This is a genomic window from Rhodococcus sp. DN22 (assembly GCF_036669995.1).
In the GTDB taxonomy this organism is placed as follows: domain Bacteria; phylum Actinomycetota; class Actinomycetes; order Mycobacteriales; family Mycobacteriaceae; genus Rhodococcus_F; species Rhodococcus_F erythropolis.
The window spans coordinates 1,489,071-1,511,681 of sequence record NZ_CP133326.1; the positions used below are offsets into that span (position 1 = coordinate 1,489,071).

General features: G+C 62.3%; 24 protein-coding genes. 10 read left to right on the forward strand and 14 right to left on the reverse strand.

What is annotated here, in order from left to right; translation table 11 throughout:
- Positions 1 to 21 precede the first annotated feature (21 nt).
- From RA302_RS06810 to RA302_RS06825, 4 genes are all read left to right on the forward strand, one after another.
- On the forward strand, positions 22 to 1,647 hold the full coding sequence (locus tag RA302_RS06810; protein WP_047888741.1) for an NAD(P)/FAD-dependent oxidoreductase: 1,626 nt from the start codon (positions 22 to 24) through the stop codon (positions 1,645 to 1,647).
- On the forward strand, positions 1,644 to 2,441 hold the full coding sequence (locus RA302_RS06815) for a mycofactocin-coupled SDR family oxidoreductase (RefSeq protein WP_020968780.1): 798 nt from the start codon (positions 1,644 to 1,646) through the stop codon (positions 2,439 to 2,441). The genes RA302_RS06810 and RA302_RS06815 overlap by 4 nt, the downstream gene beginning before the upstream one ends.
- A 4-nt stretch (positions 2,442 to 2,445) precedes the next feature.
- Positions 2,446 to 3,276 (forward strand): mycofactocin-coupled SDR family oxidoreductase, encoded by an 831-nt coding sequence (locus tag RA302_RS06820; protein ID WP_020968781.1) that lies wholly within the window; start codon positions 2,446 to 2,448, stop codon positions 3,274 to 3,276.
- A gap of 82 nt (positions 3,277 to 3,358) precedes the next feature.
- Positions 3,359 to 3,661 carry a hypothetical protein gene (locus RA302_RS06825; RefSeq protein ID WP_338479876.1) on the forward strand — a complete coding sequence of 101 codons (303 nt, stop codon included), beginning with the start codon at positions 3,359 to 3,361 and terminating at the stop codon, positions 3,659 to 3,661.
- Between the two features lies 1 nt (position 3,662).
- Here RA302_RS06825 and RA302_RS06830 read toward each other — a convergent pair whose 3' ends face one another.
- The 3 genes from RA302_RS06830 to RA302_RS06840 form a co-directional block, all read right to left on the reverse strand.
- A complete protein-coding gene (locus RA302_RS06830) occupies positions 3,663 to 5,105 on the reverse strand; it encodes an FAD-dependent oxidoreductase (protein ID WP_338479878.1) in 1,443 nt (480 codons plus the stop codon).
- A gap of 404 nt (positions 5,106 to 5,509) precedes the next feature.
- Positions 5,510 to 6,121, reverse strand: coding sequence for a uridine kinase (locus tag RA302_RS06835; RefSeq protein ID WP_338479880.1), 612 nt, complete (start codon positions 6,119 to 6,121; stop codon positions 5,510 to 5,512).
- Positions 6,118 to 6,552 (reverse strand): nucleotidyltransferase domain-containing protein, encoded by a 435-nt coding sequence (locus RA302_RS06840; protein WP_182261672.1) that lies wholly within the window; start codon positions 6,550 to 6,552, stop codon positions 6,118 to 6,120. The genes RA302_RS06835 and RA302_RS06840 overlap by 4 nt, the downstream gene beginning before the upstream one ends.
- A gap of 92 nt (positions 6,553 to 6,644) precedes the next feature.
- On the opposite strand from RA302_RS06840, the gene RA302_RS06845 reads away from it, so the two are divergent.
- Entirely contained in the window at positions 6,645 to 6,845 is a 201-nt protein-coding gene (locus tag RA302_RS06845) for a hypothetical protein (RefSeq protein WP_021334256.1), read from the forward strand.
- Positions 6,842 to 7,327: a flavodoxin family protein gene (locus RA302_RS06850; protein WP_070797228.1), complete on the forward strand. Its 486-nt coding sequence runs from the start codon at positions 6,842 to 6,844 to the stop codon at positions 7,325 to 7,327. Before RA302_RS06845 ends, RA302_RS06850 begins: the two co-directional genes overlap by 4 nt.
- On the opposite strand, the gene RA302_RS06855 is transcribed toward RA302_RS06850, so the two are convergent.
- The 3 genes from RA302_RS06855 to RA302_RS06865 form a co-directional block, all read right to left on the reverse strand.
- Positions 7,300 to 7,545 carry a hypothetical protein gene (locus tag RA302_RS06855; RefSeq protein WP_020906615.1) on the reverse strand — a complete coding sequence of 82 codons (246 nt, stop codon included), beginning with the start codon at positions 7,543 to 7,545 and terminating at the stop codon, positions 7,300 to 7,302. The two genes, RA302_RS06850 and RA302_RS06855, sit on opposite strands and share 28 nt — an antisense overlap.
- Entirely contained in the window at positions 7,545 to 7,931 is a 387-nt protein-coding gene (locus RA302_RS06860; RefSeq protein WP_070797229.1) for a nuclear transport factor 2 family protein, read from the reverse strand. Before RA302_RS06860 ends, RA302_RS06855 begins: the two co-directional genes overlap by 1 nt.
- Before the next feature lie 115 nt (positions 7,932 to 8,046).
- Complete coding sequence (locus RA302_RS06865) at positions 8,047 to 8,547, reverse strand: flavin reductase family protein (RefSeq protein WP_020906617.1); 501 nt, start codon at positions 8,545 to 8,547, stop codon at positions 8,047 to 8,049.
- A 239-nt stretch (positions 8,548 to 8,786) separates the two neighbouring features.
- On the opposite strand from RA302_RS06865, the gene RA302_RS06870 reads away from it, so the two are divergent.
- Positions 8,787 to 9,488: a PadR family transcriptional regulator gene (locus tag RA302_RS06870; protein ID WP_019749414.1), complete on the forward strand. Its 702-nt coding sequence runs from the start codon at positions 8,787 to 8,789 to the stop codon at positions 9,486 to 9,488.
- Between the two features lies 1 nt (position 9,489).
- Here the strand turns inward: RA302_RS06870 and RA302_RS06875 are convergent, their stop codons facing one another.
- The 5 genes from RA302_RS06875 to RA302_RS06895 form a co-directional block, all read right to left on the reverse strand.
- Positions 9,490 to 10,272, reverse strand: a complete 783-nt coding sequence (locus RA302_RS06875) for an IclR family transcriptional regulator (protein ID WP_020968790.1) — start codon at positions 10,270 to 10,272, stop codon at positions 9,490 to 9,492.
- 210 nt (positions 10,273 to 10,482) lie between these two features.
- Positions 10,483 to 11,394, reverse strand: a complete 912-nt coding sequence (gene bphC / locus RA302_RS06880) for a biphenyl-2,3-diol 1,2-dioxygenase (RefSeq protein ID WP_029254739.1) — start codon at positions 11,392 to 11,394, stop codon at positions 10,483 to 10,485.
- A 39-nt stretch (positions 11,395 to 11,433) separates the two neighbouring features.
- Positions 11,434 to 12,615 carry an acyl-CoA dehydrogenase family protein gene (locus RA302_RS06885; protein WP_019749417.1) on the reverse strand — a complete coding sequence of 394 codons (1,182 nt, stop codon included), beginning with the start codon at positions 12,613 to 12,615 and terminating at the stop codon, positions 11,434 to 11,436.
- A gap of 51 nt (positions 12,616 to 12,666) precedes the next feature.
- On the reverse strand, positions 12,667 to 13,863 hold the full coding sequence (locus RA302_RS06890; RefSeq protein WP_020906621.1) for a Rieske 2Fe-2S domain-containing protein: 1,197 nt from the start codon (positions 13,861 to 13,863) through the stop codon (positions 12,667 to 12,669).
- Between the two features lie 126 nt (positions 13,864 to 13,989).
- Positions 13,990 to 14,535 (reverse strand): hypothetical protein, encoded by a 546-nt coding sequence (locus RA302_RS06895; protein WP_338479893.1) that lies wholly within the window; start codon positions 14,533 to 14,535, stop codon positions 13,990 to 13,992.
- Between the two features lie 222 nt (positions 14,536 to 14,757).
- Here RA302_RS06895 and RA302_RS06900 point away from each other — a divergent pair, with 222 nt between their 5' ends.
- Entirely contained in the window at positions 14,758 to 16,332 is a 1,575-nt protein-coding gene (locus tag RA302_RS06900) for an AMP-binding protein (protein ID WP_141487880.1), read from the forward strand.
- A 24-nt stretch (positions 16,333 to 16,356) separates the two neighbouring features.
- Here RA302_RS06900 and RA302_RS06905 read toward each other — a convergent pair whose 3' ends face one another.
- Both RA302_RS06905 and RA302_RS06910 read right to left on the reverse strand, forming a co-directional pair.
- The gene (locus RA302_RS06905; protein WP_020906624.1) at positions 16,357 to 17,040 is read right to left on the reverse strand and encodes a response regulator; all 684 of its coding nucleotides are present in this window, start codon (positions 17,038 to 17,040) and stop codon (positions 16,357 to 16,359) included.
- A complete protein-coding gene (locus RA302_RS06910; RefSeq protein ID WP_338479896.1) occupies positions 17,037 to 18,689 on the reverse strand; it encodes a sensor histidine kinase in 1,653 nt (550 codons plus the stop codon). The genes RA302_RS06905 and RA302_RS06910 overlap by 4 nt, the downstream gene beginning before the upstream one ends.
- A gap of 179 nt (positions 18,690 to 18,868) precedes the next feature.
- Here RA302_RS06910 and RA302_RS06915 point away from each other — a divergent pair, with 179 nt between their 5' ends.
- Positions 18,869 to 19,876, forward strand: coding sequence for a tripartite tricarboxylate transporter substrate-binding protein (locus RA302_RS06915; RefSeq protein ID WP_037126234.1), 1,008 nt, complete (start codon positions 18,869 to 18,871; stop codon positions 19,874 to 19,876).
- A 93-nt stretch (positions 19,877 to 19,969) separates the two neighbouring features.
- Positions 19,970 to 21,355 (forward strand): citrate:proton symporter, encoded by a 1,386-nt coding sequence (locus RA302_RS06920; RefSeq protein ID WP_003944372.1) that lies wholly within the window; start codon positions 19,970 to 19,972, stop codon positions 21,353 to 21,355.
- Between the two features lie 6 nt (positions 21,356 to 21,361).
- On the opposite strand, the gene RA302_RS06925 is transcribed toward RA302_RS06920, so the two are convergent.
- On the reverse strand, positions 21,362 to 22,549 hold the full coding sequence (locus tag RA302_RS06925) for a nitric oxide synthase oxygenase (protein WP_020906627.1): 1,188 nt from the start codon (positions 22,547 to 22,549) through the stop codon (positions 21,362 to 21,364).
- Positions 22,550 to 22,611: the final 62 nt, after the last annotated feature.

Genomic DNA, 22,611 nt, shown 5'->3' on the forward strand with positions numbered 1-22,611 from the left:
TCCACTCGTAGCGTGACCACCATGACCGATCCTGACTTCTCCACCGCACCACTCGACGTCGTAGTCATCGGCGCCGGCGTCGCTGGCATGTACGCCATGCACCGACTTCGCGAGCAGGGGCTGCGTGTCCACGGCTTCGAGGCGGGCTCCGGAGTGGGCGGCACGTGGTATTTCAACCGCTACCCCGGCGCACGCTGTGACGTCGAGAGTTTCGACTACTCCTACTCGTTCTCCGAAGAGCTGCAACAGGATTGGGACTGGAGTGAGAAGTACGCCGCGCAACCGGAGATCCTCTCGTACCTCGATCACGTGGCTGATCGCTTCGACCTTCGCACTGGCTTCACCTTCGACACACGCGTTCTGAGCGCACAGTTCGACGAGGGTACTGCGACGTGGCGAGTACAGACCGACGGCGGTCACGACGTCACCTCACGCTTCGTCGTGTGCGCTACCGGTAGCCTCTCGACCGCGAACGTTCCGAACATTGCGGGCCGTGAGACCTTCGGTGGCGAGGTGTTCCACACCGGTTTCTGGCCGCACGAGGGCGTCGACTTCACCGGCAAACGCGTCGGCGTGATCGGCACCGGATCCTCGGGCATCCAGTCCATTCCGCTGATCGCCGAGCAGGCCGATCATCTCTACGTGTTCCAGCGGTCCGCGAATTACAGTGTGCCGGCAGGAAACACGCCTCTCGATGACAAGCGCCGCGCCGAGATCAAGGCCGGCTATGCAGAGCGTCGAGCGCTGTCCAAGCGCAGTGGCGGTGGATCGCCGTTCGTTTCGGATCCTCGCAGCGCCCTCGAGGTCTCGGAGGCCGAGAGAAACGCGGCATACGAGGAGCGGTGGAAGCTCGGCGGTGTCCTGTTCGCCAAGACCTTCGCAGACCAGACGAGCAACATCGAGGCCAACGGGACAGCGGCTGCGTTTGCCGAACGCAAGATCCGCTCGGAAGTCCAGGATCAGGCGATCGCCGACCTGCTCATTCCGAATGACCACCCCATCGGAACCAAGCGGATTGTCACGGACACGAACTACTACCAGAGCTACAACCGTGACAACGTCAGCCTGGTAGATCTCAAGTCCGCACCGATCGAGGCGATCGACGAGGCTGGAATCAAGACGGCCGATGCGCACTACGAACTGGATGCGCTGGTGTTTGCCACCGGGTTCGACGCGATGACGGGAGCGCTCGATCGCATCGAGATCCGCGGCCGCAATGGCGAGACGTTGCGCGAGAACTGGCATGCGGGTCCAAGGACGTATCTAGGCCTCGGAGTACACGGGTTCCCCAACCTGTTCATCGTCACCGGGCCGGGTAGCCCGAGTGTGCTGTCCAACATGATTCTCGCTGCCGAGCAGCACGTGGACTGGATCGCGGGCGCGATCAACCACCTCGATTCGGCGGGCATCGACACCATCGAACCGAGTGCCGAAGCCGTGGACAACTGGCTCGACGAATGCTCACGCCGGGCGTCGGCGACGCTGTTTCCATCCGCGAACTCCTGGTACATGGGAGCCAACATTCCGGGAAAGCCGAGGATATTCATGCCATTCATCGGAGGATTCGGTGTCTACTCCGACATCTGTGCAGACGTGGCAGCAGCGGGATACCGAGGCTTCGAACTGAACAGTGCGGTGCACGCATGAGTCGCCTCGAGGGTCTTCGCGTACTCGTGACAGGTGCGGCCGGCGGGATGGGCCGCTCACACTGCGAGCGTCTCGCCGACGAAGGCGCGTCCGTGATCGCGTTGGATGTCGTGCAGGCAAAGTCCGAGCTGGAGGAGACCGCCCAGGCGGTACGCGAGCGTGGAGGCGTGGCGGTCACCGGCGTCGCGGACATTCGTGACTTCGAAGATCTCGCCGCGGTAGTCGCCGATTGTGTCGCCGAACTCGGCGGGTTGGACGTCGTCGTCGCGAATGCAGGCGTGTACGACACGCCGGGACCGTCGTGGACCGTCGATCCTGCAGTGTGGAGCCGCTCGCTCGACGTCAATCTGACCGGGGCGTGGCACACCGTCAAGGCCTGTGTTCCGCACTTCGGCGACGGTGGATCCGTCGTTCTGGTCAGCTCGACAGCGGGAATCAAAGGTATTGCCGGAGCGAGTCATTACAGCGCCGCCAAGCACGCCGTGGTGGGCCTGGCCAGAACGCTGGCCAACGAGTTGGGCGCGGAGGGTATTCGCGTCAACTCCGTGCATCCGGGTTCGGTACGTACCCCGATGATCATCAACGAGCGAGTGTTCGCGAACCTGTGCCCGGACATCGAGAATCCCACGGAAGCAGACGCCGCTGCAGTACTGAGCGCACGCAACCTGTTACCTGTTCCCTGGGTCGATCCGGTGGATGTCAGCAATGCCGTCCTGTTTCTCGCATCCGCGGAGTCCCGCTACATGACCGGCTGTCAGTTGGTGGTCGACGCCGGCCTGACCCAGAAAGTGTGAATTGATGACTTCTCGATTGGAAGGCAAGATCGCGCTGATCACGGGTGCGGCTCGAGGAATCGGCCGGGCTCAGGCCGTGCGATTCGCCGAAGAGGGTGCGGACATCATCGCGATCGACGTGTGCGCGTCGGTGGAAACGACAGTCACCCCGCCCGCGTCGGAATCCGATCTCGCCGAGACGGTAGCCCAGATCGAGGCACTGGGGCGAAAGGTCGAATCTGCGGTAGTGGACGTTCGGGATCTCGAGGCGCTACGCAGCGCGGTGGACTCGGGGGTCGAAGCGCTCGGCGGACTCGACATCGTGTGCGCTACAGCCGGTATCACGTCTTCCGACGGGGCTCTGACGATGTCGGAAACGATGTGGCAGACCATGCTGGACGTGAACCTGACCGGGGTGTGGCACACCACGACGGTTGCGGCGCCGCACTTGATCGCGCGAGGTGGGGGATCGATGACACTCACCAGTTCCATCGCCGGACTGCGGGGGCTGGTCGGAGTTGCGCACTACACCGCAGCCAAGCATGGAGTCGTTGGTCTGATGCGTTCGCTGGCAAAGGAATTGGCGCCGCACAACGTGCGGGTCAACACCGTTCATCCCACCAACGTCGACACTCTGATGATTCAGAACCCGTTGGTGCGCGGCAAGTTCCGCCCCGATCTCGAGAACCCGACGCGCGAGGAATTCGCTGCGGCGGCGATGACGATGAACATGCTTGCCATTCCGTGGATCGAACCGGTGGACGTAGCGAATGCGGCACTGTTCCTGTCCTCCGACGAGGCCCGTTACATCACGTCGGTCGCCCTGCCGGTGGATGCGGGGAGTTCGTCCCGCTGAAGTTTGGAATAGCTGAGGTTTGTCGCGCTGGGTTCCGCCACGGTGTGTAGCGTCGGTTTCACCTAACCGAAAGGCGCACACCGTGGCGGAACGACGCTATCTGGAAGTCACCGTCGGGACCGACATCGTCATGGTCCTCGACCACCGCACGGTGGAGGTCTTCGACCGCACCGCCGCGAGCACGAGCGAAGTGGCTCGCTGGCATGTCGAACACATTGCGGTGAAGGCGAAACCGTCGAAATCGGGATTGAAGCTCACCATTGGAAACCGGCTCGCCGACGACTCCATCGCGGTAGCGGGTCCACGGGCATCGCTCACCGTTCCGCCGGAGAACGAAGCCGCCGTCGTCGCGTTCTTCGACGAGGTCAAGGCCGCTCGTACGTGACTCAGTCGCCCGCTGTCGCGCGCGCGGCAGCATGGGCGCCGGCAACACGACCGAACGCGAAGGCGTCGGCAATATGGAATCCACCGTCCTTCGCCGCGCTGTAGGTGGAACTCACTGCGCCCGCCGCATACAGCCCCGGAATCGGGCTACCGGCGGTGTCGAGGACGCGGGAATGACCGTCGCGGCGCGGCCCACCGCTACTCCATCCCAGCAGCGGTGGCCCGGAGACGGCGTAGAACGGAGCGGTTGCCACCGGAGCCAAAGTTTCCGGATTGCGGCCGAAGGAATGGTCTACGCCGTCCGCGCACGCCTCGTTGTAGCGGTGCACACTTGTTTCCACGACGGCGGGGTCCAAGCCGAGCTTCCCGGCGAGTTCGGCAAGCGTGTCCGCTTTGACGATCCAACCCTTGTCGATCTCGGCTTGATTGTCCGAACTCCACTCGTACCCTTCGTCGAGGACCATGTGTCCGACGGGCAGTGCGTCGCGACCGGGGCTCAGCTGCCCGGCCAACCTCATCGTCTCGTCGAACACAATGTTCATCGGTTGCACCGGAAAGTGTTGGTAGGAACCCTCTCTGAACACATGACCGTGCCGCATTTCGGTTGACTCGTCGGTGAAGCGTCGACCTTCCCGGCTGAGGAACACATAGTTGTGCGCGTTCCACAGTGCGAGGAAGAATCCAGTCGGATTTTCGAGGTCGCCGGGGATTCCCGTAATGGTCATCATGTTGTTCATGTGCCACAGATCTGCGCCCACTGCCTGTGCCATCCGGTGGCCGTCGCCTGTTGCCGAAGGTGAGCCCCAGATCTTCGGATTCTCCAGGCGTAGGTAATCGCGCACCATGGCCGGATTTGCTTCGAAACCTCCGGTGGCAAGGATGACACCTCGGCGCGCATGGATCTGCGAAGTTTGTTCGCCCGAACGGATCTCGACTCCGGTCACCGATCCGGATTCATCCGTCAAGAGTCTGGTGGCTTCGGTGTCGAAAAGAGTTGTGATGCCGCGTTCAGCGAGAGCGGAAACGAGGAAGCGGTAGAGAAGTTCATTGCCCATCTTCCCTTCGATGGTATCCATCCCTGCGTAACAAGAACTTCCGTCGAGTTCGCCGTACTCCGCCGTGGAATGGAAATCGCCGGTCATCGCTACAGTTGCACCCAGACTGCGGAGCCAGTCGGACAGTCCTTGCGTATTCTCTGCCCAGGCGTCGATGACGTCGTCGGCAACGGTGAACGATCCGTTCAACGAACGCAGGAAGGTGCGGGCGGCAGCAGGGTCCTGGTTGACGAACCATCCACTGCCGGACAGTCGAGTGTTGCCACCCGCGGCATCGCGTCCACTCTTCTCCAGAATCACCACCGACGCGCCGTCAGCGTGTGCTTGGAGTGCTGCGGCGGATCCGGCAGCGCCCGATCCGATGACAATGACATCGACGTTGTTGTCCATGTCACAAAGCTATGGTCGGATGGTGGCGCCTCATACGTGCCTTCCCGGTGAGCGAGAGAAGGCCTGTTCCGGACATTCGCCTGAGGATCAGTGGGTGCACATCAGGTACTCAGCTGTTGGGTCTCGACTTGAATAGCTGGACCGCACTGAGTGTTGCGACAATCGGCCAACACACAACGGCGATCCATACACTCGTTGAACGCTCGCCTTGAACGAGATCGTAAATTGCGAGGGCAGTCAGCAGAATCCCGATCCCGAATGCGATCCAGTTCAGAGTTCTGATGCGGGAGGCGGTTGGTGACGTCATTGAGAGACCCTACTCGACTTCTCGCGACCGTTCGGGAGAATTCCCAGGCCGGGAGGGATGGCGGAATACGAGTATCGCTCGCGATCTCGACGCGATATCAGGAGTGGATGCGCGGCATGCCCGGGTCGGAGTTGTCGATGACGCAGTCGGCTCGGATCCAGGGTTTTGCAGCGGCGAAGTAAAGCCGTTGCCCGCCCACATATCTGTTCATCGAAGGATGATCCGGATCCGCGTTCGTTCCGTCGCGAAGGTTCATGCGCCGCGCGGTCTCCTCGAAGGGCGCATCGAGGAAGACCGAATAGTCCCATCGTTCGGCGAGTTCGTCTCGATGCAGGAAGAGTCCTTCGACAAGGACTATCGCTCCATCGGCTGCATGCAGGTACGGGTCGCTGTCCCGCCGTTGTCGGTACCTTCTGCTCCCGCCCGGCCCCAACGGATCGAGGACATGTCGTTCGAGGGCGTCGTAGTCGTAGCTGTCGAGCCAGAAGCCTTCCGGTGATTGCCGACCTCTACGATGACGAATCTCCGGCGGATTCAGAAAGTCATCGACGTGAATCACGATGGCTGTGCGTGCATTCAGCTGCGCTGTAAGGCTTTTAGCGAAGGTTGTCTTGCCGCTCCCATCGACACCGTCGATCGAGACGAGAGGCGAGCCGCGCAACGCGGATATTTCGGCGGCTAAGGTTTCGAAGACCGACGCAGTGCTCATCGATCAATTCCTACAGCACTCGCAGCGACACGAAGAGGCCCAGTGTCGTACAGGATTCGGTGACCGTCTTCGAGAACACGTCGAGTACCCGCGTCGAGCGGAACGTCCGCCCAGCTCTCGCTCGCGAAATTCAGCTCGACGAGGAGGCCGGACCGTAGGCGGAAGCGTCGTTCTCGAACTGGCCCCCAGTTTGCGACTCCGATGAATCGCGCGTCGGGGCGGAGCCGCACGAACCAGTCTTCACTTGCGAGCGCGTTCGCGTCGTCGGCCAGGATCATCAGATCAAGATCACTCGCCATACGCTCCGCGCCGCGCGCGTAGGACCCGACCAGCGCTAGAGCCTTGACTCCGTCGTGTTCACCGGCCCATCGTTCGACGTCGACGAGCAAAGCGTTGACCGCGCGCCTACGTCCTTTCAATCGTGCTGACATACCGGCATCATTCCCCACCGTCACGGCTGTCCGTAGCTTCGCTGGTACCTCTATCCTGGAACTGGCAGTGATGAACCAGGGGAGGGATGCGTATGTCCAAGGAAGTATCGGCAGGTCTGGCTGTTGGTGCGATGGTCCTTGTTGCAGGCTTGATCTGGACTGGGTTTCCGCTCGACGCATATTCGGTTGTCGCCGTGATTTTTGCAATCTGCGGGGGATTCATCACCTGGATCTACCTGCGCGAGAACGTAGATGGCGTCCCACACACAGCGACGAAAGAAGGCAGTCGATGAAGGCAATCATCGTGTGTACCTCTGTCTCCCATGGCAATACGAAGCGTATCGCCGACGTCATCGGAGAAGTTCTCGATGCTCGCGTGGTCGAGCCCGGTGACATCGACGCCGCGCAGCTCGCCGACTACGACCTGGTGGGCTTCGGCTCCGGCATCTACCTACGCTCGTACCACGAAGATCTACGCTCGTTCATCGAGGCACTCCCCGAAGAACGGCGATCCAAGGCTTTTGTCTTCGCCACCAGTGGTTTTCCCGACAAGGGGATTCATCGCTTCTCGCGTCCACTGGTTCAGCTGCTCGAGCAGAAGGGCTTCGATGTGGTCGCAGCCTTCTCGTCCCGCGCGTGGGATACGTATTTTCCGTTCAAGCCGTTCGGAGGTATCCGGAAGGGGCGGCCGAACGCCGACGACTTGGAATCGGCGCGCACGTTCGCCGAAGTCCTACGCGAAAGCGTTCAGGACAGCTTGCCCGGCACCGGGTAGCTGCGCAGGCTCATCTCCAGCTCACCGGCGTCGGCAAGGTCGTTGATCGTCTGACGCAGAGCGCCACACGTCCGCTGAGCGTTGGCTCGACCGTTCTCACGCCCCAGTTCCGGGCACACCACTTGCGACTCTTCGAGCCATTGAACGCTGGTGTGCGCTTCGCTGTATTTCTCGACCAGAACGCGGTTTCCGCAGTTCCGACAGCTGACCTGACGCATCAGCGTGCAATCAGATCGGCCGGTGACCAGAACGCGCGCATGCTCGTGATCTTGGCGTCCGCGTCGAAAGTCATGACGTCGATCGGTTCGACCTCGTAGACCTGATCGCCCACCGGTGTGACGACGCGGAAGTGGAAGGCCGCGCTGGATCCGCTCACCCGCAAGGTGAGAAGCTCCGTCTCTTGCGAACCGCCCTCGAGAGCGCCGTAGAACTCGGTGATCGCCGCTTTGCCGACACGGGGTTCGCTGCCGACCGGGTCTTCGAGTGTCGCGTTCTCGGCGTAGAGGGCGGCGATGTCCGCTGACGATCCGCGAGCCACGGCGTCGAGGTAGGTGGTAACCGTCGCCGTGATCGTGGCCGTGGTGTCTGGTTCGAGAGTGGTCATCGAGTTAGTCCGATCAGTCGAGAAGTTCAGGGTCTGACAACTACTTCGGACGCTATCGGTGCCGTCTCGATTCGGCGTCGCAATCTCCCACGCAGCGGGACGGCCCGCAAGAAATTCAGGCGTCGAAGCGTCCGAAGCCGCCGCGGTAGAACAGAAGCGGACCGTCGTGGCGCAGCACGTTCAGATCGGTGATGCGTGCGACGACGATGGTGTGATCACCGGCGTCGTGCTCCTGCTCGACGGTGGCCTCGATGCGAGCGAGTGCGCCGCTGAGCGCCGGAGCACCGTTGCCGGCCGCGTCCCACTCGACGCCGAGGAACTTGTCGGTCCCGCCGCGAGCGAACGCCGAACACATGTCCTGCTGATCGTGGGCGAGAACATTGATGCAGAGAGTTCCGGATTCGCGAAGCTTCGGCCAACTTGTCGACGTCTTCGCCGGGCAGAACGAAAGCAACGGGGGATCGAGCGATACCGAGACCAGAGACTGGCAGGTGAAGCCGAGGGGTGAGTCTCCATCGTGAGCGGTGATGACGGTGACGCCAGTGCAGAAATTGCTCATCACGTTGCGAAGTGTGCGTCCGTCCAGAACTGGCGGCTCGGCGTTTTCCACGGTCATGTCGTCTCCTTGTTCAAATCTCTGTTCAAAACTCTGCAAACAGCTTCAGAAGCAACGATGTGTGGCGCCGCGGTCGTAATCCAGCGGCAGTCCCACTCAATGGCAGCAATGGCTTCTCGCCACGGGTTCGGACCGACCGAGTGTCAGGTGGAGGGGTCTCGGGCAAATTTGATCCCGCTCAGCGGTCCGTTCGGATTCTACGAAACCAGCAAATCACCAGTGATTGTTAGACTTCGGGCATGTCCGAACCTGATGACGTGTCCCGAGGACTTCCCGCTACCAGCTGGGCAGTGCTCGGGATGCTGACGTTCGGGGAGGAACTGACCGGAAACGATTTGAAGAAGTGGGCCGACTGGAGTGTCGGCTTCTTCTACTGGAGCCCGTCCATCAGCCAGGTCTACGCAGAGCTGAAGAAGCTCGAAAGCATCGGATTCGTGGAGTCCCGGGTCGTTTCCGAGCCCGGGGTGCGGGGCAAGCGCCTCTACTCGATCACCCAATCAGGAACCGACGCCGTCCGGACGTGGTCACGGGAGGCGCCGGTGGAAGTCCCGGTGCTCAAGCACGGCGTGATGTTGCGTCTGTGGATGGGACACCTCAACGAACCCGAGCGACTGAAGGCACTGGTCGAAGCCCATATCGCCAACGTCGAAGAGCAGATTCGACGCGCGAAACTCCACGCAGATCATGCCGAGAACGAGCCGGCCTGGTCGTTCCCGGTCATGACGTTGCGATGGTCGGAACGGTACTTCCGAGCCGAGATCGAACTTGCTCGCGAACTACTCGAAGACATCGATCGTGCGTCCGCCGAGTTCGCGAACGTCGCCGAGCACGACCGACTGGGATCGCCGTTGCCCTCGACGCCTGGCAGATGGAAGAACGTCGAGGAGTACGTGTTGGCGCTCGAGCAAGCCGGTCTCACCGGCAACGGCTCGAATATCTGAGTCAGGCCCCGGCCGCGGTCGGCATGTTGCGCAGCAGGTGACGACGCTGCAACGTCGGAGTGACGCTCAGCGATCCGCCGTCGATGCCACGCCAAATGGCAGCGGCCGCCATCCGAACCGGCGCTGCGCTGACGTGGTCGAGTCGGAGAGCCTTCGACGGCGCGCAGATGGATACCGCGGCAACAGCGCGGCCGATGGGGCCGATCGGTGCCGCAAGACAGCTGAATCCCGGTAGGCCGTTTCCGGTTTCGAATGCCACCCCTGATTCGCGAATCCTGGCGAGGTGGGGCAGTGCGTAGCCCGAGGACTTCGGCGAACCGAATGCAAGCAGTGCCTGACCGATCGCAGTGGTCTCGGCCCGGCGTCGACCACCGACACGCGTCGGCACCGCGGCAGCGAGGCGTCCGCCGATCTTCTCCATGTAGACCACATCGGGCCCGTCGAGGATGCCGAGGTGAACCACGAAGCCGGTAACGCGGTAGAGCTCGTGGAGGAGCGGCATGGCTGCAGCGTGGAGGCGGTCTTGATGAACCGCGAGCGATCCCAGTTCGACGAGGCGCATACCGAGTTCGTAGTCGCGGCCGTCGCGGCGCAGCCAACGCATCGAGACGAGACGTTCGAGCATGCGGTGGGCAGACGAGCGTGGCAAGCCCGTGCTCCGAACGACCTGAGCGAGCGTCAACCTGCCGGGACCGTCGAAGGCGTCGAGAACCAGCGAGACGCGATCGAGAATTGCTGTCGGGGCCGAATCGGCGCCTAAAGCATCCACAGCCTGCAGTGTCATCGTGTACCTCACTTCTCTTAGAGCTCCACAACCAGTGAACTGGCTATTTCAATTAGAAATAGTGTCATAGAGTTGTGGATTTGTGAAGTGGATCACCGGTCTGTTTTCGGGCGCGTCACGGTGGAAACGACGAAGGGGCTTGCGCGAATGCTCGCGCAAGCCCCTTCGTCTGTTTACTACCGGCGGGTACTACATCGTCGCCGGCAGGTATTACATAGCTGCCAGCGGTTCGCTTCCGGACCAGTCGTGGCCCCAGTAGCTGTCAGCGGTGATCTCCTCGGAGGAGTACGAGTCCTGATCCACCTTCGCACCCTCGGTGCCGAACTCGATGTCCCAGCCGCCGGGTGCGCGGACGTAGAAGGAGATCATCTTGTCGTTGGTGTGGCGACCCAAGGTCGACGACACGGAGAATCCGTCCTTCATCACTCGGTCGAGAGCCTGGCCGACAGCGTCGAGGGTGTCGACCTCGACCATGATGTGAATCAGGCCGGGTGCGCCGCCGTGCGGTGCCGGGCACAGGGCCAAGCTGTGGTGACGCTCGTTGACGCCCATGAAACGGATTCGCAGCGGCCCGAATTCGGGCGGGGCCGGCAGGCGGAAGGCGCCGCGCGGGTAGAAGCCGAGCACCTCGGTGTAGAAGTCGAAGCTCGCAGCACTGTCCATCACCGGGAGCACGACGTGGCCGAGACCCTGTGCGCCGGTGACGAATCGAGCGCCGAAGGGCGTCACCACGGGGCTGTGGTCGAGGATCGCGCCGTGGAAGACCTCGATGGCTGCTCCACCGGGATCGGTGAAGGCGATGACCTCTTCGACCCGTCGAGCATCCGCTTCGGCGAGCGAAAGCTGCTCCACCTCGGTGCCGTTCTTTTCGAGGGCCTCCTGAACGCGGCGCAGTGCGGCGTGATCGGCGACCTCCCAACCGATGTTGACGATCTCGTCGCGCTCACCCTCGACGACGACGATGCGAGCAGCACGCTCGTCGAGCCGTAGGTAGAGAGCGTTCTCGTCCGGCCCACTGCCCTTGGCGAATCCGAGAACATCGAAAGCGAAAGTGCGCCAACGTGCCATGTCGTTGGTCGAGATCTTGACGTAGCCAAGTCCCTTGATGTCAGTGTGTGTCATCGTGTTCTGTTCCTGTCGATTTCTTGTGTCGAAGTCTGATCAGATCATCGCCCGCAGCGGACCCTGCGGATCTGCGCCGAGACGGCTCAGCGAGGCGGCGTGGAATACGGTGCCCGGCACGTGAATTGCGTGGTGCTGTCCCGCGTGAGCGTCGCGCCAGAATCGCTGAAGCGGCTTGTCCATCCGCAGTGCGTTGCCGCCGCAGCGCGGGTAGACCTGATCGATTGCATTGATTGCGCGCCAGGCGGCCTGCACCTGAGTCTGACGTCCCTCGGCCCGCTGCTCGAAGGTCACTTCCTTGCCGGCATCCACTCGATCCCACATGCGGTCGACGTTGGCCAGCAGGGTGTCGCGGGCTGCCCGGATGTCGGCAGTTGCCTGACCGATGGCGAACAAGGTGTACGGGTCGTCCTTGACTGCCGTGCCCTGTGCGTTGATGCGATCGGCCTGGTACTCGTTGGCGTGGAAGAGCATTCCCTCGCAGATGCCGATGGTGGCGGCGGTGATACCGAGGGGGAACATGTTCGACCACGGCATCAGGTACAGCGTCTCGGTGCGCCCGTACTTGCGCACCGCCGTTCCGTCGATGACCTCGTCGCAGTCCATGACGCGGTAATCGGGGACGTACGCATCCTTGACCACGAGGTCCTTGGAGCCGGTGCCGCGAAGTCCCATGACATCCCACGAGTCTTCGATGATTTCGTAGTCGGTGCGCGGAATGATCACATGGAGCATGCGCGGCGGCATCTCCATGTTGCCGTCCTTGTCGCACGCCATCGCACCGAGGAAAGCCCAGTCGCAATGGTCGGTGCCGGAAGAGAACTGCCAGCGGCCGGAGAACTTGTAGCCGCCGTCGGTGGGGATACACATTCCGCCGGGCATGTACGGCGATGCCATCCAGGTGTCGGGATCCGATCCCCAGATCTCCTGCTGCACCTTGGGATCCGCGAACGCGAGCTGCCACGGGTGAACTCCGACGATCCCGTGTACCCAGCCGGCCGAGGGATTGAGCGAAGCCATGCGCATCACGGTCTCGGCGAACTCGCGAGGATGCGCCTCCATTCCGCCGTGTTCCTTGGGTTGGAGCATGCGGATGGAACCGATTGCCTTCATCTTCTTGGCGGTGTCGTCGGCCACCCGGCCGATCCGCTCGGCCTCGATGCCTTCGGCGAAGATGTCGTCGGCCATCGCGTTGATCTGTTCGAGCACTTCGTACGTCATGTTGTTCCTTGCGTTCAGTCAGGTTGTCTCAGCAGTGTTTTCGACTGCGAATCAGGAGGTTGTCTCGAGCGCCTGGGCGTCACGTGCGGCAACGTTTTCGGCGACTTCCCGCTTCCAGCTCTCCACTGCGCGGGTAGTGTCGATCTCGAATTCGAAGCGCTTCGTCATGTCTTCCGTGACGTTCTCGACATCGGTGTAGAACTGGTTGTACCAGCGCCGCAACTGGTAAACCGGGCCGTCCTCCTCCGAGAGCAGCGGGTTGTCGATCGGGGCCTTGTTCTTCCAGATCTCCACGTCCTGAAGGAATCCCATCTCGACGCCCTCGGTGAACTGCGCGGCCATCGCGGCAGTGGACTCGTCGTCCATACCGGGAAGCTTCTTGACCATCGCGCCGTACTGCAACACGAAGGCATTGTTCGAGATGGGGTAGTGGCAGTTGATCAATACAGTTTCGATGATCTGCCCGTTGGCTTCGCTCTTGATCCAGTCGATCATGTACGACGGACCGAAATACGAAGCATCCGAACGAAGAACAGCGTTGGGATCGCCGTAGTTGGTGCCGCTGATGATGTCCTCGCGTCCCACCGATTCCATGTACTGGCTCGCTACGTGACCTTCGAAGATGTTCTTGAAGTACTTGGGGAACGAGTAGTGAACGTAGAAGAAGTGGGCCATGTCCACGACGTTGTCCACGATCTCGCGGCAATGAGAGCCTTCGATGGTGAGCGTGTTCCAGCTCCAGTCGCTCCACTCATCGCTTCCGAAGCCCTCGATGTCGGGAATTGTGACCTCGGCGGGCGGGGGATTTCCCTGGGGATCGTGCCAGACGAACAGCTGACCGTTCTTCTCGAGTGTGGTCCACGCCCGCGTCTTGGCCAGCGGCGGAACGCGTCGTGCGTAGGGGATCGCCGTACATTTTCCGTTACCGCCCCAACGCCAGTCGTGGAACGGGCAGGCGATCGAATCGCCCTTGACGGTTCCGTGAGCGAGGTTGCCACCCATGTGGCGGCAGTAGGCGTCGAGAATCTTGATGTCGCCCTTGCTGTCGGCGAAGACGACAAGGCTGGTGCCGAATGCCTCGATCTGGTGGGGCTGACCGTCGCGATAGGTATTGCTCAGTCCGAGGCAGTGCCATCCACGCGCGAACCGCGCCGGGGGCGCTGCCGCTTCGATTTCTCGAATTTCCTCGCCGGCGCCCGACTGCGTCGAGGCGTCCGTAGTGGTGAGTGGGCCGGTTCCGAGTGCCATGTCTTCCTCCGAGCCGCGTCTTGCGACGCTCCAGTGATGTGATCCGTCTCATACAACGACGAAGCGTCCTCTGGAGATACGGCAGCTCCCGCTGGATGGAACACCCGCTCGGTGACCTGCAGAGATTCAGCTCGCGAGTGTCGCCACATCGTCGATCGCGTAAGTCGCCCAGGCCCGAGCGGTGACGACCCCGGTGGGATCGGTGGCGACCAGAGCTACGTCGGCGACGCTCTCGTGGTCCTTCTCGTACGTAGCGAGCACCGTCACGGAGCAGTTCAGATCTGCTCCTGCGGAAGTTGCGGTGCAACGTCCGCGGAACCGTCGTAGCGACGCCGAGCCGTAACGACGAGCGGCGAAATCGGCAAGGGCAGCAACGGAATCGGTTCCGGTGCCCGCTGTCGGAGCTTCCCGGACGAAGACCTCGGCAACCAGATGCCCGGTCTGGTCGTGGTATTCGGTGATCCGCTCGAGAGTCGAGCCCAGCGGCCTCACGGATCCGGTGAGCAGCGCGCCCGGATCAGGGCGCCCGAAGAACACGACGTCCTGTTCGACGACGGACCCGTCGGGTGCCGAGCGCACGGTGCCGTACAGCGAGTCGAAATCCGAGAAAAGCGTGGTGGACGTACGGGGAGCAGATGCCGTGAAGTGGGCGGTACCGAGGTTGGTAGTCATGACACTCTCCGTTGGACGCGACCGAGACGCTGTCGTCTCGGTGGGTACATCGACGCTAACCACCGCTCTCGTGGGTGACGACGGGCTTCCCGCTGATCGGGAGCATTCTCGGATTCGATCGAAGAGGTGGAACCTGTTCCAGTTTTGTGCAATTCTGGATATCGTATCCGTGACCGGGAGCACATCTCGATGACTGCACGCGCCGAGCAGAAGGAAGACCAGATGACAGACGAGTTCGCTGACCTGCACCGACCGGTATACGGTCCGGACCTGCTCATCACCGCTCTGGAACGCAATCACGACAAGCCTGCGCTGTACCTCGGAGACGTGATCCTCACCGGAGGGCAGATGCGCGATCAGATCAGCTGCTTCGCCCAGGCTCTCGTGTCGCTGGGAATCACTCAGGGCACCAGCACCGCGATGCTGTCGAAGAACCGCCCCGAGGTGCTGATCAGCATGGGCGCGACCATGATCACCGGCTGCCGGGCGAGTGCCTTGAACCCGATGGGATCGCTCGACGACCACAAGTACATCGTCGACGACGCCGAGATCGAGACCCTCATCTTCGATCCCAACGCCTTCGAAGAGCGTGCCGCCGAGTTGAAGGCGTCGTCGCCTTCGCTGACCAACGTGCTCTCGATGGGCCCGTCCGAAGTGGGGATCGACATCCTCGCGCTGGCTGCCACATTCGAGCCTGCGCCGCTGAAGGCAGCGCACGTCGATGCCGAAGACGCCAGCAGCATGGTCTACACCGGTGGAACGACCGGAAAGCCCAAAGGTGTTGTGGGATCGTTCCGTTCGGGTGCAGCGCTCAATCAGATCCAGATGTCGGAGTGGCAGTGGCCCGAGGACAACCGCTTTCTCATCTGCACGCCACTCTCACATGCAGGCGCGGCGTTCTTCATCCCGACTTTGCTGCGCGGCGGCGCTCTGATCGTCCTGCCCGCCTTCGAACCGGGGGCCGTGCTCGAGGCGATCGAGAAGCACAAGATCACGGCAACCATGTTGGTGCCCACCATGATCTACATGCTCATGGACCACCCCGATCTGCCCAAGCGTGACGTATCGAGTTTGCAGACGCTGTTCTACGGAGCGTCCGCGATGTCCCCGGCCAGATTGCAAGAGGGCATCAAGAAGTTCGGGCAGATCTTCTTCCAGTTCTACGGTCAGACCGAGTGCGGCATGACAATCTCGGTGCTGCGCAAGGAAGAACACGTCGCCGACGATCCGGCCCGCCTCGCTACCTGTGGGCGGCCCGTGCCATGGCTCGACGTCCGGTTGCTCGACGACGACCTCAACGAGGTGCCGCAGGGAGAGCTCGGTGAGATCTGCGTGCGCGGCCCGCTGATCATGAAGGGCTACTGGAAGAAGCCGGCCGAAACCGCCGAGGCGTTCCGTGGGGGTTGGCTGCACACCGGCGACATCGCACGTAAGGACAAGGACGGGTTCATGTCCATCGTCGATCGCAAGAAGGACATGATCGTGACCGGTGGTTTCAACGTGTTCCCGCGCGAGATCGAAGACGTGATCTCGGCGCACCCGTCCGTCGCATCGGTGGCGGTAGTCGGTGTACCGGACGACAAGTGGGGCGAAGCCGTCAAGGCCTGCGTGGTGCTTCGTGCCGGACTGACCGTGGACACCGAGGAACTGGTCGACAAGGTGAAGGCAGCCAAGGGTTCGGTTCACGCTCCCAAGAGCATCGACTTCGTGGATTCACTCCCGTTGACACCGCTGGGCAAGCTGGACAAGAAGGCACTGCGCGCGCGGTACTGGGAGACCAGCGCCCGCGCAGTCTAGGAACCAGCGTCGTGTAGCGAAGGGTCAGCGTTTCCAGACGTAACGACGCTCCGGGCGGCCCACCACTCCGTATTTCAGCGAGGTGGTGGACCGCCCGGACTCGTAGAGGTACTCGAGGTAGCGCCTCGCGCTCGCGCGCGAGATACCGACTCTCTCGGAAATGTCTGTTGCCGAGGCGGGTTCGGTGTCGTCTCGCAGAGCTGTCTCGACCAACAGAAGAGTCTCGGGACTGAGTCCCTTGGGCAAACCTTTGTGGGACGACGCCCCGGGCGCGCCACCTGCCACACCGAAGGCCTCGTCCACTGCTGTCTGTTCTGCTTCGCCGGAGCTGTCGAGATTCGCGTATGTCGATCGGTAACGCTCGAGACGCTCACGGAGAACCTCGAACGTGAATGGCTTCATCAGGTAATGCACGACGCCGCTGCGCAGCGCCTTCTTGACCGAGCCGGCCTCGCGCTCACTCGTGATGACAAGAACATCCAGCTCCGGTGCCAGCTCGCGAAACGGGGCGATCAGATCGAGTCCGGTGGTGCCCGGCAGGTGGACGTCGAGAAGCACCAGGTCGGGTTGGAACTCACCGACTGCGGCCAGCGCGGCCTCGGCCGAATGGGCGACGCCACACACTTCGAAACCGTCTATCCGCGAGACGAATCCGCTGTGCACCTTCGCCACCATGAAGTCGTCGTCGACCACCAGTACCCGGATCATGCGCCCTCTCCGTCGTGTAGGACTGCGGTGAAGACAGTCCATTCGATGCCCTCTGTCGAACGACTGCTCACGGTGACGTCGCCACCGCGTCGACGACACGTCAGGCGTACCAGTGCCAAGCCGAAACCGTGTCCGTCGCTCGATTGTCCCTTGGTGCTCCAGCCCTGGCCGAAAACCCTGTCGCGATTCTCCGGCGCGATACCGGGGCCGGCGTCCTCGACCCGTACTTCGACGGCGGTGCCACGGCCCCGAATCGACAATCGAACCTTGCGGCGCGACGCTTCCGGCATCTCACCGACAGCGTCGACGGCATTGTCGACGAGGTTTCCGACCACCGTCACGAGGTCTCGGCCGAGTCGGCGATCAACCGAGTCCAGGTGCGTGTCCGATGTCAGTTCCACGGTGACCAATCCCTTTGCAGCGGCACCTATCTTGGCGATCACGAGTGCGGCAGTGCCGACGTCGGCGATCTTGTCGGTCACGGCCGCACTGACCTGTGCGCGCTCCATGGTCAGGCCCTCGACGTAGCCGACCACCTCGTCGTACTCGCCGAGCTGGATGAGGCCGGAAATGGTGTGCAACTGATTGTCGAACTCGTGGATGTGGGCGCGTAGCGCGTCCGTGCTGGTTTTGGTCACGTCGAGTTCTTCTTCCACGGAGCGCAATTCGGTGCGGTCGCGGAAGGTGGTGACCGACCCGATGGTGCGGCCTTTCGATTCGATCAAGACGGTGTTGAGGACGAGTAGTCGATCTCCGACAAGAACCAACTGATCGGATTCGGTTGTCCCGGAGGTCAGTACACTCTGGAGTCGGTCGTCGAGACCGAGGTCCCGCACAGATCTACCGGCACTCCCGCGTGGGATGTCGAGGAGTTGGTGGGCACTGTCGCTCATCAGCACCACCTTTCCCTGCGCGTCGAATGCGATGACACCTTCCTTGAGGCCACGCAGCATCGCCTCACGTTGGCGAACCAGGTCCAGGATCTCGCGAGCCTCCATGCCGAGGGTCTGCCGTTTGACCCTGCGGGCCAACAGGATCGAACCGACGCCCCCGAGAAGCGAGGCCACGGCGAGGTATACCAGGAGGTTCGGTGCAGACTGCAGCAGTCGCGTCCAGATCGAGGGGTACTCGATGCCGACGATCGCGGTTCCGGTGATCCCTCCTTCGCTGCCGAGAATCGGAACGTGCGCTTCCACTGCCTTGCCTGAGGACGTGTCGACTAAACCCGTCCATGACCGATCCTGTCTCTGACGTGCGTCGATGCCGACATCGCCGGGACGCGTCGAAATGACGACACTGCCGTCGGCGTCGGCAAGCGAGACGTAGGTGACGCCCGAGATTGCGCGCACCGAGTCGACCGAACCTTGTAGTCCGGAGCGGAGACGAGTCTGTGCCTGGGGGAGTAGTTCACGTACCGCTGGATTGGCTGCGAGTGATTCCGCTGCCGAGAGTGCGCGACGTCCCTCCTCGCGTTGGAAACTCGCAGACGACTGAGCGAGGGAGAGGGCGGTGACACACACGAGAACTGCGACGACGATCAGAAGTTGCAGTTCGAGAAGTTGGGTCGCCAGAGTGTGCCGGCGCCGAAACAGGCGCGCACGCAGAGGCGACTTGCGCTCTCGCTCGGCCTGCTCGTTTCCTGAGGACACCAGCCAGACCCTAGCCTTCAGTTCGATGCCGGGAAAGCAGCTGTTCGTGAGCACAATGAGCACAAATCAATTTGCTTTCCCAATGGTGACCCCAGTCACAAAGTGCGTCAGTATGAAACCTGTTCACACAGCGGTACCAGCAGACAGCCAGCAGACAGCCGGCAGACAAGGACAAGGCCATGAGGACATCGAAGCGACTGAGCAGGCATATCGCCCTGCTCGGTGCTTGCGCGATGGCTCTCGTGCTCTCGACCGGATGCACTCCGGTCGAGTCCTTCTTCGCCGGTGGTCGAGCGGGTGAGAGTTCCGAAGAACTGCGTGTACTGGTGCCCTCGGTGGCCGGTGGTGGTTACGACCTGACCGCCCGGACCATGGTGCAGGCACTGGCCGACGAAGGGACCGTCGACGCCGACGTCGTTGTTCTGCCCGGATCGGGTGGCATCGTCGGACTCAACCGGTTGGCTCTCGAACGCGGAAATCCCGATCTACTCATGGTCATGGGACTCGGCGTTCTCGGTTCGCTCGAGATACTGCCGTCCGAGCACACCCTTTCCGACGTGACACCGATCGCGAGACTGGTCGAAGAACCGGAAGCTGTACTGGTCCCAGCAGATTCGCCTTACAAAACTCTGGCAGATCTGACGCAGTCCTGGGTGGCGGATCCGTCGTCGATCTCGATCGGTGGTGGTTCGAGTGAAGGCGGACCGGACGGGCTGTTCCGCCTTCTGTTCGCACGGGCGGTCGGCGTCGATCCGTCGCTGTCCCCTTACCGAATCTACGACGGCGGCGGAGAGCTGCTTCCGGCGCTGCTGACCAGGCAGGTCGACGTCGCCGCCACCGGTATCGGGGAGTACCTGGATCAGATTGCGGCAGGCACGGTTCGGGTCCTCGCGGTCAGTTCGCCGGAGCGCACTCCGGCGGTGGATGCACCGACCATGGCGGAGTCGGGCGTCGACGTCACGTTCACCAACTGGCGGGGTCTCATGGCGCCCCCCGGATTGACGGACGACCAGCGTCAGCATTTACAGAATTTAGTGCGGAATCTGGCGGCAAGTCCACGGTGGAACGAGCTGTCCGACCGAAATGGTTGGAACAGCGCAGTTCTCACCGAACCCGAGTTCTCTGTCTTCCTCGCCGAACAATCCCGGTTCGTCGACGCGACACTCGATCCGCCCGGCACCAACTGAGCACAACCGAAGTTTCGTTTCACCTCCACGAAGGTCACCGGCTCGATTTGCCGTGCCGTTTTTCTCGGCAACTCAGCACAAAAGGAGTTCATCATGCTCGTCACACTCGGCTTCCTCATGGTTGCGGTGTTCATGTTCCTGATCCTCACCAAACGCGCGACCCCGGTGGTGGGACTGACCCTGGTGCCGGTGGCCTTCGGACTACTCGCCGGAGCGGGCCTCGGCATCGGCGACATGATCACCGACGGCATCAAGTCGCTCGCACCCACCGCGGCGCTGTTGTTCTTCGCGATCATCTTCTTCGGAATCATGATCGACGTCGGCCTCTTCGATCCGCTGGTCAAACTCATCTTGCGGATGGTGCGAGACGATCCGATGCGGCTCGTGGTCGGCACCGCGGTGCTCGCGATGGTGGTTTCGCTGGACGGAGACGGTTCGACGACCTTCATCATCGTGACCTCCGCACTGCTGCCGCTCTACCTCAAACTCGGTGTCAGTCCCGTTGTACTGACGGTGATCGCCGGCTTGTCCAACGCGACGATGAACATCATTCCGTGGGGTGGCCCGACCGTGCGGGCGGCTAGCGCGCTGGGACTCTCGCCCTCCGACGTGTTCGTCCCGATGGTGCCGTCGTTGATCGTCGGCCTGATCATGGTGCTCGGATTCGCGATTCACCTCGGGATCATGGAGCGTCGCAGGATCGGGACTTTGGTCCTGACTTCTGAGCGCATCCTCGAAAAGGTCGGAAACGGTGGAAGTTCCAGCACCGGTAGCGCCGGCACCGGCGGCTCGAACGACTCCGAAGACGACGGCGGCGACACCGGACGATTCATCGACGGCCTCGACCCCAAGCGGGACACCTTGCGACCGAAGCTGCTCTGGTTCAACGCCGCGCTGACGACGATCCTTCTCGTCGTGCTCGTGATGGACATCCTGCCCATCCCGGTGCTGTTCATGATTGCGTCGTCGATCGCTCTCGCGGTCAACTTCCCGGCGGTCAAGGATCAGGGCGAAGCAATCGCACGCCATTCGTCGAGCATCGTCTCCGTTGTCGCGATGGTGCTGGCAGCAGCGGTGCTGACCGGCGTTTTCCAGGGAACCGGCATGGTCGAGGCGATGGCAGAGTGGCTGCTGCAGGTAATCCCCGACGCGATGGGCCCGCATCTGGCCGTCATCACGGGCGTCCTGAGCATTCCGCTCACGTTCTTCATGACCAACGACGCGTTCTACTTCGGTGTGCTCCCGGTGCTGTCCGAGACGGCAGCCCAGTACGGCATCGAGCCGGTGGAGATGGCGCGCGCCTCGATCACCGGGCAGGCCGTGCACATGCAGAGTCCGCTGGTCCCGGCGATCCTGCTGCTGGTCACGCTCGCCGGTGTGTCCCTGGCGGATCACCACAAGAAGGTCCTGTGGCGAGCAGGCCTGATCTCGATCACGATGCTCGTGGTCGGTGTCGGATTGGGGCAGATCCCCTTCTGAGTGCGATCAGTTGTGGAAGGGGCACCGGCCTTGGTCGGTGCCCTTCTTCTTTTTTGTCACGAAGTTGGGCCGGATGTCGAGATCGGGCTCGTCGTACAGGCGGTGGAACGTCGGCGTGAGCGAGCTGGACATGGGCGGGTTCACCCATGACCAGTCGGTCGGGCACTTGCGCCCGGCCTTGTCCTCACGCGCGATGTGATCGATGAATTGCTTTGCGACAGTGTGATGGTCGACCATGATGACGCCGGCCTTGCGGTAGCTGTGGATAACTGCACGGTTCAGTTCGACCAGTGCACGGTCCTTCCAGAGCGTGCGGTCGTGGCTCATGTCGAGCTCCATCATCGCCCCGATGGTCGGCAACATGTTGTAGCGATCGGTGTCGCTGAAGTTGCGTGCACCGACCTCGGTGCTGACGTACCAACCGCTGAACGGTGTGCAGGGATAAACGATTCCGCCGATGTCGAGGTTCATGTCCGAGACCGCGGGAACGGCATGCCATTTAAGCCCCAGATCAGCGAACCAGCTGTATTCGGGATGCTCGATCTCGACCTCGAGAACGAGGTCGGTTGGGACATCGAAGTACTGCAGGGGTTCGTCGGGAACCGAAATCAGCACGGGGAGAACGTCGAACGCCGTGCCGGCGCCCTTCCATCCCATCGCGGTGACCTGAGCGGTGAGATCGACGTGCCACGGGTCGCCCAGGATGGTGCCGTCCGGTTGCCGGTAGCCGGCGTAGCGGATCAGTTGCGGGCTGAGGATGCGGTACTCCTGGCCGTCCTCGCGGGGAAGCGGCCCGACCGTCACGACGGACTGCAGAGCGCCGCCGTTGGTCGACAGTCGCAGGTGCTCCCAGCACGCTTCTGCGAGAGCGGAAGCCGTGACGGCGTCGCGCGCGTCGATGAGTTTGAGGGTCCGCCAATGCGCGCGACCGACGCACCTGGCGTGGTTTCGCCAGGCGAGTTTGGCGCCGACGAGCAATTCCTCCGCTGTGTGCGTGTAGGTACCGGTCCGGTGGAGCTCACGCAAGGCCTCGCGCCGCCGAGACGTCGGGAGGTGGCCCAGTTCCGGAGAGTCGAAAAATTCGACGCACTCGAGTTCCCGACGTTGAAGCTCGGTCAGCGTCGGGGTGGTGGAGGCGATCTGGGACGTAAGCCCGCTATCGGTGGGCAATTCGTCCTGTCGAACAAAATCCACGGCACGACTCCTGTTTGGCTGGTTGAGATTTCGCTGAACGTTAGCTCGGCGATTGAGAGTGT

Coding starts and splice junctions, on each gene's coding strand:
- RA302_RS06810 (WP_047888741.1), top strand. CDS start 22: ATGACCGATCCTGACTTCTCCACCGCACCACTCGACGTCGTAGTCATC.
- RA302_RS06815 (WP_020968780.1), top strand. CDS start 1,644: ATGAGTCGCCTCGAGGGTCTTCGCGTACTCGTGACAGGTGCGGCCGGC.
- RA302_RS06820 (WP_020968781.1), top strand. CDS start 2,446: ATGACTTCTCGATTGGAAGGCAAGATCGCGCTGATCACGGGTGCGGCT.
- RA302_RS06830 (WP_338479878.1), bottom strand. CDS start 5,105: ATGGACAACAACGTCGATGTCATTGTCATCGGATCGGGCGCTGCCGGA.
- RA302_RS06835 (WP_338479880.1), bottom strand. CDS start 6,121: ATGAGCACTGCGTCGGTCTTCGAAACCTTAGCCGCCGAAATATCCGCG.
- RA302_RS06840 (WP_182261672.1), bottom strand. CDS start 6,552: ATGTCAGCACGATTGAAAGGACGTAGGCGCGCGGTCAACGCTTTGCTC.
- RA302_RS06845 (WP_021334256.1), top strand. CDS start 6,645: ATGTCCAAGGAAGTATCGGCAGGTCTGGCTGTTGGTGCGATGGTCCTT.
- RA302_RS06850 (WP_070797228.1), top strand. CDS start 6,842: ATGAAGGCAATCATCGTGTGTACCTCTGTCTCCCATGGCAATACGAAG.
- RA302_RS06855 (WP_020906615.1), bottom strand. CDS start 7,545: ATGCGTCAGGTCAGCTGTCGGAACTGCGGAAACCGCGTTCTGGTCGAG.
- RA302_RS06860 (WP_070797229.1), bottom strand. CDS start 7,931: ATGACCACTCTCGAACCAGACACCACGGCCACGATCACGGCGACGGTT.
- RA302_RS06865 (WP_020906617.1), bottom strand. CDS start 8,547: ATGACCGTGGAAAACGCCGAGCCGCCAGTTCTGGACGGACGCACACTT.
- RA302_RS06870 (WP_019749414.1), top strand. CDS start 8,787: ATGTCCGAACCTGATGACGTGTCCCGAGGACTTCCCGCTACCAGCTGG.
- RA302_RS06875 (WP_020968790.1), bottom strand. CDS start 10,272: ATGACACTGCAGGCTGTGGATGCTTTAGGCGCCGATTCGGCCCCGACA.
- bphC (WP_029254739.1), bottom strand. CDS start 11,394: ATGACACACACTGACATCAAGGGACTTGGCTACGTCAAGATCTCGACC.
- RA302_RS06885 (WP_019749417.1), bottom strand. CDS start 12,615: ATGACGTACGAAGTGCTCGAACAGATCAACGCGATGGCCGACGACATC.
- RA302_RS06890 (WP_020906621.1), bottom strand. CDS start 13,863: ATGGCACTCGGAACCGGCCCACTCACCACTACGGACGCCTCGACGCAG.
- RA302_RS06895 (WP_338479893.1), bottom strand. CDS start 14,535: ATGACTACCAACCTCGGTACCGCCCACTTCACGGCATCTGCTCCCCGT.
- RA302_RS06900 (WP_141487880.1), top strand. CDS start 14,758: ATGACAGACGAGTTCGCTGACCTGCACCGACCGGTATACGGTCCGGAC.
- RA302_RS06905 (WP_020906624.1), bottom strand. CDS start 17,040: ATGATCCGGGTACTGGTGGTCGACGACGACTTCATGGTGGCGAAGGTG.
- RA302_RS06915 (WP_037126234.1), top strand. CDS start 18,869: ATGAGGACATCGAAGCGACTGAGCAGGCATATCGCCCTGCTCGGTGCT.
- RA302_RS06920 (WP_003944372.1), top strand. CDS start 19,970: ATGCTCGTCACACTCGGCTTCCTCATGGTTGCGGTGTTCATGTTCCTG.